Raw genomic sequence first — 7,064 nt, 5'->3', positions numbered from 1 at the left:
TCATTTATATATTCAGTATATTTGTAAGGAAAAACATATTGCTTTACACAATATTTTGTACCAAAGTAAGCTATTATAATAACTATTATAAATAATAGTATCTTTTTAAATTTCATATTCATCCCCTTACTAGCAAATTGTTCTTAAAAATTCTACAACCCCATCAATTTGACTTTTAGTTTTTAAGAGAGTGCTATTATTATCAATAATAATATCTGCATACTCCCTCTTCCTTTCTAATGGCATTTGAGAATTTATTCTATTAATAATATCTTCTCTACCTAATTTATCTCTTTCTTTAATTCTTTGCATTTGAGTATTATTATCTACAGAAACAAGTATCACATAATCCATATTTGTATGAAGGTCATTTTCAATTAATGTAGGGGCATCAAGAACTACTAGCCTTAACCCCTCTTTTTCATACTGATTTAATTTATCCATAATCTCATTTTTTATGTATGGAATTATTAATTCTTCATATTTCTTACGTTGCTTTGGAAATCTAAAAATGTGATTTCCAAATTCTTTTCTTCTAAACTCACCTCTCCAGTCAAAAAAACCTTCACCAAAGTTTATTCTAATTTTCTCATATATTTCGGGATATTTTTCTAAGACATCTTTTGATATCAAATCAGCATCAATAACAGTAATCCCCATATTAGCTAACATCTTTGAAACTGTACTTTTTCCCGAACCTATTCCTCCTGTTAACCCTATTTTTATCATAAATAAGCCCCCTTATTTAGCTTCGTACCAAGTTTTCCCTAAATTCATATCTACTTCTAAAGGTACAGACATTTCTAATACATTTTGCATTTCTTCTGAAACTATCTTTTTTACCTCTTCTAATTCATGTTCTTTTACATTTAATATAAGTTCATCGTGAACTTGTAAAATCATCTTACTTTCAAGTTTCTTTTCTTCAAGCTTCTTATATACATTTACCATTGCAAGCTTAATAATATCTGCTGCACTTCCTTGTATAGGTGCATTCATTGCTAGCCTATCCCCAAGAGCCTTAACAATTCTATTAGATGATTTTATTTCTGGAATAAATCTTCTTCTATTTAAAATTGTTAATACATAACCATTTTCTTTAGCTTCTTCTATTGCTTTATCTAAATATCCTTTAATTTTCGGATATCTATCAAAATATATCTCCATATATTCTGCTGCTTCTTTTTTAGTTATTTTTAAATCTTGTGATAAGCTAAAATCACTTATTCCATAAACTATACCAAAGTTAACAGCCTTTGCTCTACTTCTCATTAGTGATGTAACCTCATCAACTGGAATCTTAAATACTTCTGCTGCTGTTTTAGTATGAATATCGCTATGATGGTTAAATGCATCTATCATATTTTCATCTTCAGACATATGCGCTAACACTCTAAGTTCTATTTGTGAGTAGTCACAAGATAAAAGTGTATCACTTGCCTCCATTGGTATAAATACCTTTCTTATTTCTCTTCCCATTTCATGTCTTACTGGAATGTTTTGAAGGTTTGGTTCTGTACTTGATAATCTTCCTGTTGTTGTTACAGTTTGATTAAAGTTAGAATGGATACATCCATCTTTTCCTATAACATTTTTTAAACCTTCCACATAAGTAGAATTAAGTTTTGTTATTTGTCTAAAGTAAGTTATCTTTGGTATTATCTCATGCTTATCTTGAAGCTTTTCTAGAACTTCTGCATTAGTTGAATAACCTGTTTTAGTCTTTTTAATAACAGGTAAGTCTAACTTTTCAAATAAAATTTTTCCAAGTTGCTTTGGAGAGTTAATATTAAATTCCTCTTCTGCAAGACTAAAGATTTCCTTTTCTGTTCTAGCTATATCCTTTTTAAATATCTCTGCAAGCTCATCTAGCTTATCCTTGTTAACATTAAATCCTAATGCTTCCATAGATGATAAAACAAAAATTAATGGATGCTCAACTTTATAGTATAACTCTTCCATGTTATCTGCTTTTATTTTATCTTTTAAGATATTATAAAGTTCTTCAAGCTTTGAAACTAGTCTCCCCTTTAAAACTATCCCTTCACCTTCTATATCTTCACCTAAATAATCATTAGCTAAAATATTTATATCGTAAGCTCCTTTAGCAGAGTCTACTAAATAAGCTGCTATGGCAGTATCAAAGTCAAAACTATTTAAGTAAATCCCTAATTTCCTTAATGCTGTTACTAAATTCTTTCCATCATGAATTACTTTAACTATATCTTTTGATTCCATTATTTCTTTCAATATTTCTATTGCTTGTGATCTATCTTCATTAAGTATTTCTTTTAATTTTATTACAAAAGCCTTTTCATTATGATAAATACTTAAACCTTCTAATTCAAGCTCAGAATAATTTGATGGATTTATAGCATCATATGTAACATAAATCTTTTCTTTTAAAAGACTTAATATATCATTAAATTTAGAAATACTATCTACTTCTACTACATCAACTGTATCTACTTTTTCTTCACTTTCTTCTAAACCATCATTAGGTAATTTGCTTATAATTGATTTCATTTGAAGCTTTAATAAAAGTTTTTTAACTTTATCCTTATTATAAGCTTCTTGACTTAATATTTCATCAAGATCAAAATCAATTGGAACTTCTGTCATTATAGTTGCAAGCTTTTTACTAAATATTGCTTGTTCACTAAAGTTTTCTAAGTTTTCCTTTAACTTTTTACCCTTTACATTTTCTATATTTTTTAGCACTTCTTCTACAGAACCATATTCTTGTATTAATTTATAAGCTGTTTTCTCTCCCACTCCTGGAACACCTGGAATATTATCTGATTTATCTCCCATAAGTCCTTTAACATCTATAAATTGAGTAGGCGTAACTCCAAATTCAGCTATAAATGTTTTTTCATCATAAATAGCTATATCAGTGACCCCTCTTTTATTAATAACAACATGAATATTTTCTGATGCCAGTTGAAGAGCATCTCTATCTCCTGTAACTACATAAACTTCTATTCCATTTTTTTCAGCATACTTTGCTAAAGAACCAATTATATCATCAGCTTCAAATCCATCTATTTCATAAGTATTAATAGCTAATAATGATAATAATTCCTTTACTAATGGAAATTGCTCTGCAAGCTCAGGTGGCATCTTTTTTCTTCCTGCCTTATATTCATCATACTCCTTATGTCTAAAAGTTGGTGCCTTTCTATCAAAAGCAGCAACTATTGAGTCTGGTTTTAACTCATCCTTTAATTTAAATAGCATATTGGCAAAACCATATACTGCATTAGTATGAACACCTTCACTTGTTGTTAGCTCAGGTACTGCATAAAATGCTCTATGTAAAAGAGAGTTTGAATCTAGAATAAGTAATCTTTTCATATTTTCCTCCAAATTAAGGTTTTAACGCCTTAGGTTTTTATCTTATTAAATTATACTATTATTTTTTCCTAAAATCATTAATAACAAACTAAAAAATACTTAAATCTAACTCATCTGACAAATCTTTTATAACATGTAAGCCAGCTATACTATTTCCTTTTTCATCTAATGATGGTCCAAATATTCCTATTCCATATCTTCTAGGGACTGTAGCTAAAACTCCACCACCTACGCCTGATTTAGCTGGAATACCTACATGGACTGCAAATTTTCCTGAAGCATCATACATACCACATGTAACCATAACAGTTTTTACTATTCTACATACTTCTCTTGCCATTAACCTTTCATTGCTCCATGGAGTTACACCATCATTGGCTAAAACTGCTCCAAACCTTGCTAAATCCCTTGCTGTAACTTCAATAGAACACTGCTTAAAGTAAAGATCTAAAATATCTTCAACATCACCTTGAAGCATACCATTCCCTCTCATAAAATATGCTAATGCTCTATTCGTATCACCAGTTGCCTTTTCTGATAAATACACTTCTTCATTTACTGTAATATCGTTGTTATTAGTAGCAACCTTTATAAAGTCTAATATTTTTTCAAATTTTTCTTCCTTTGTTTCTCCACCAATTAATGATGTTGTAACTATAGCTCCAGCATTAACCATAGGATTATATGGTTTTTTTGCATCAGTAGCCTCTAAGTTTACTATTGAATTAAATCCCATTCCTGTAGGTTCAACATTAACCTTTTTAAATACATTGTTTCTTCCATTATCTCTTAATGCCAATATTAAAGTTACAACCTTAGATATACTCTGAATTGTAAATTTCTTATCACATTCACCTGCCGAAAATTCTTTTCCTTTTAAATCAACGACACAAACTCCTAAATCACTAGGATTTGCTTCTAATAATGCTGGTATGTAAGAAGCAAGCTTTCCATCATTTCCATACTCTCTGTTTTTTTCTACTAGTGTATCTAATAAATTAAACATATACTTCACCTCATCTTATGTTATCTTTAGTATTCTCTAAACTCGAATATTTTTATTATAGTAATAATTATAGATAGTTACAAGAAAAAATAACTAATACATAAAATACTGGACTGTTTTGGAATATTATGAGAAAATTGAAACTATACTAAATATTTAAGAGGTGACATACATGGATATGAATCAAATGTTAAAAAAATATGCTAAACTTGCAGTAAAAACAGGTGTAAATGTACAAAAGGATCAAACTACAATAATTAATTCACCAATTGAATGTGCTGAATTTGCTAGAGCTATTGCTGAGGCTGCTTATGAAGCAGGTGCAAAAGATGTTGTCGTTCATTATGGAGATCAAAAATTACAAAGAATAAAGCTAGAACATGCCTCATTAGAAACATTATCTTATGTTCCTGAATGGGTTGCTGAATCATATAATTCTTATGCAAGAACTGGAGCTAACGTTATTTCAATCTCTGCTGCTAATCCTGACGCCTTTAAAGGTATTCCTATGGAAAAGATAGCTACAATGCAAAAAGCTCGTCAAGTGGCTCTAACAGAGTTTTATGAATATACAATGTCAAATAAAATTAGATGGACTATAGTTTCAATTCCTACTGAAGCTTGGGCCTTAAAAGTATTCCCTAACGAAACTCCTTTAGATGCAATGAATAAATTATGGGAAGTTATTTTCAAGGTAGTAAGACTTGATAAGGAAGATCCTATAGAAGCATGGAAGCAACATAATAAAAATCTAAGAGAAAAATTAACTTTCTTAAATGAAAAGAATTTTAAAACTCTTCATTTTAAAAACAATAATGGTACAGATTTAACTATAGAATTACCTAAGGGTCATATTTGGTTAGGCGGTTCAGAAAACTGTGCTAACGGTTTAGAATTTAATGCAAATATGCCTACAGAAGAAGTTTTCACTTTACCTAAAAAAGATGGTGTTAACGGTACTGTAACTTCATCAAAACCTTTAAGTTATGGTGGAAATTTAATTGATAATTTCTCACTTACATTTAAAGATGGTAAGGTTGTAGATTTTTCTGCTGAAAAAGGCGAAGATGTATTAAAAGGATTACTAGATACAGATGAATCTTCAAAATATCTTGGTGAAGTTGCATTAGTTCCTTTTGATTCACCTATTTCAAACTCCAACTTAATTTTCTTCAATACTTTATTTGATGAAAATGCTGCTTGTCACTTAGCTTTTGGTAAAGCTTACCCTATTTGCATAGAAGGTGGAACTGAAATGTCTAAAGAAGAGCTTGAAGCAAATAATGTAAATGTATCATTAACACATGAAGACTTTATGATTGGTACATCTGATTTAGAAATTACAGGGATTACTTATAATAATGAGTCAGTTAAAATATTTGAATCAGGAAACTGGGCATTTTAAATAGTAATAAATTAAATTCATTTACTTATTGAGTTATAAATAAGTTTTAAGATACTATTATTTTATAATAAAAAATCGAGCATTTTGCTCGATTTTTATTTTTTCTTTATAAATCTAGATTAAATGCTTTTATCTTAGCTTCTATCTTCACATTTAGGTTTATCTTTACCTAATTTTCTAGATTCCTTTGAATATCCTACTTCATCAGCTGTTTCCACTTGCATTTTTTTTACTTCAGCCTTTGTTTTTTGTCCTGCTTTTTTATTGTCCTTTGAATTTTTATTATTTTTATGAGACATAAAAACACCTCCTTATCACAACATTATTCTGTGATAATTTGGTGTTTTTATTCTGGTATTATTATCTATAAGATAGCTTCTAGATTTTTTCTAATTTCTTTTATAAATTCAAATGAATTTAATTCTTTTATATCTTCAATAGTTGAAAGACTAGCTAAATCCTTAGTCATATAACCACTATTTATCGTATCTAATGATGCCTTTTCTAATTTATCAGCAAAACTTATAAGCTCTTCAATATTATCAAGCTCTCCTCTTTTTCTTAAAGCTCCAGTCCAGGCAAATATAGTTGCAATTGAGTTTGTAGATGTTTCTCCACCCTTTAAATGTCTATAATAATGTCTTTGTACTGTTCCATGAGCTGCTTCATATTCATAATACCCTTCAGGTGATACTAGTACAGAAGTCATCATTGCTAAAGAACCAAATGCAGTTGCAACCATGTCACTCATTACATCTCCATCATAGTTTTTACATGCCCAAATATATCCACCTTCTGATTTAATTACTCTTGCTATTGCATCATCTATTAATGTATAGAAATATTCTATACCTAATTCTTCAAATTTTGTTTTATATTCATTTTCATATAATTCTTCAAAAATATCCTTAAAGGTATGATCATATTTTTTAGATATTGTATCCTTTGACGCAAACCATAAATCTTGCTTAGAATCTAATGCAAAATTAAAGCAGCTTCTAGCAAAGCTTTCTATAGATTTATTTTTATTATGCATTCCAAGAACTATTCCTTCTTCTTCAAAATTGTAAATTAATTCTCTTTTTTCACTTCCATTTTCTCCAGTGAAAACTAATTCAACCTTACCTTTTTCTTCAATTTTCATTTCAACATCTTTATAAACATCACCATAAGCATGTCTTGCAATTGTTATGGGCTTTGTCCAATTACTTACGTAAGGTTTAATTGACTCTACTGTTATAGGCGCTCTAAAAACTGTCCCATCTAGTATTGCTCTTATTGTACCATTTGGACTTT

Annotated in this window: 6 protein-coding genes; 1 reads left to right on the top strand and 5 read right to left on the bottom strand. The window is 29.2% G+C overall.

The annotated features are described in order from the left end of the window. Positions 1-129: 129 nt before the first annotated feature. The 3 genes from coaE to glsA form a co-directional block, all read right to left on the bottom strand. Positions 130-729: a dephospho-CoA kinase gene (coaE, locus tag ACRDBA_RS16820; RefSeq protein WP_438574089.1), complete on the bottom strand. Its 600-nt coding sequence runs from the start codon at positions 727-729 to the stop codon at positions 130-132. A gap of 12 nt (positions 730-741) precedes the next feature. After that, complete coding sequence (gene polA / locus ACRDBA_RS16815) at positions 742-3,357, bottom strand: DNA polymerase I (protein WP_438574088.1); 2,616 nt, start codon at positions 3,355-3,357, stop codon at positions 742-744. Between the two features lie 88 nt (positions 3,358-3,445). Further along, positions 3,446-4,363, bottom strand: a complete 918-nt coding sequence (gene glsA, locus ACRDBA_RS16810) for a glutaminase A (protein ID WP_438574087.1) — start codon at positions 4,361-4,363, stop codon at positions 3,446-3,448. A 172-nt stretch (positions 4,364-4,535) separates the two neighbouring features. Between glsA and ACRDBA_RS16805 the strand changes: the two genes are divergently transcribed. Further along, positions 4,536-5,768: an aminopeptidase gene (locus ACRDBA_RS16805; protein ID WP_438574086.1), complete on the top strand. Its 1,233-nt coding sequence runs from the start codon at positions 4,536-4,538 to the stop codon at positions 5,766-5,768. 134 nt (positions 5,769-5,902) lie between these two features. On the opposite strand, the gene ACRDBA_RS16800 is transcribed toward ACRDBA_RS16805, so the two are convergent. Both ACRDBA_RS16800 and ACRDBA_RS16795 read right to left on the bottom strand, forming a co-directional pair. Next, entirely contained in the window at positions 5,903-6,067 is a 165-nt protein-coding gene (locus tag ACRDBA_RS16800) for a small, acid-soluble spore protein, alpha/beta type (protein ID WP_438574085.1), read from the bottom strand. Between the two features lie 65 nt (positions 6,068-6,132). Beyond that, the coding region (locus ACRDBA_RS16795; RefSeq protein WP_438574084.1) for an NADP-dependent isocitrate dehydrogenase at positions 6,133-7,064 on the bottom strand (932 nt) is incomplete at its 5' end.

It is taken from the genome of Clostridium sp. (genome assembly GCF_051654825.1).
Classification (GTDB): domain Bacteria; phylum Bacillota; class Clostridia; order Clostridiales; family Clostridiaceae; genus Clostridium.
The sequence above is the reverse complement of the archived record's forward strand: the minus strand, read 5'-3'. Positions and strand labels throughout refer to the sequence as shown.

Excerpts from the sequence above, each read along its gene's own strand:
- ACRDBA_RS16805 (WP_438574086.1), top strand. The coding sequence starts at position 4,536 with ATGGATATGAATCAAATGTTAAAAAAATATGCTAAACTTGCAGTAAAA.
- polA (WP_438574088.1), bottom strand. The coding sequence starts at position 3,357 with ATGAAAAGATTACTTATTCTAGATTCAAACTCTCTTTTACATAGAGCA.
- glsA (WP_438574087.1), bottom strand. The coding sequence starts at position 4,363 with ATGTTTAATTTATTAGATACACTAGTAGAAAAAAACAGAGAGTATGGA.
- ACRDBA_RS16800 (WP_438574085.1), bottom strand. The coding sequence starts at position 6,067 with ATGTCTCATAAAAATAATAAAAATTCAAAGGACAATAAAAAAGCAGGA.
- coaE (WP_438574089.1), bottom strand. The coding sequence starts at position 729 with ATGATAAAAATAGGGTTAACAGGAGGAATAGGTTCGGGAAAAAGTACA.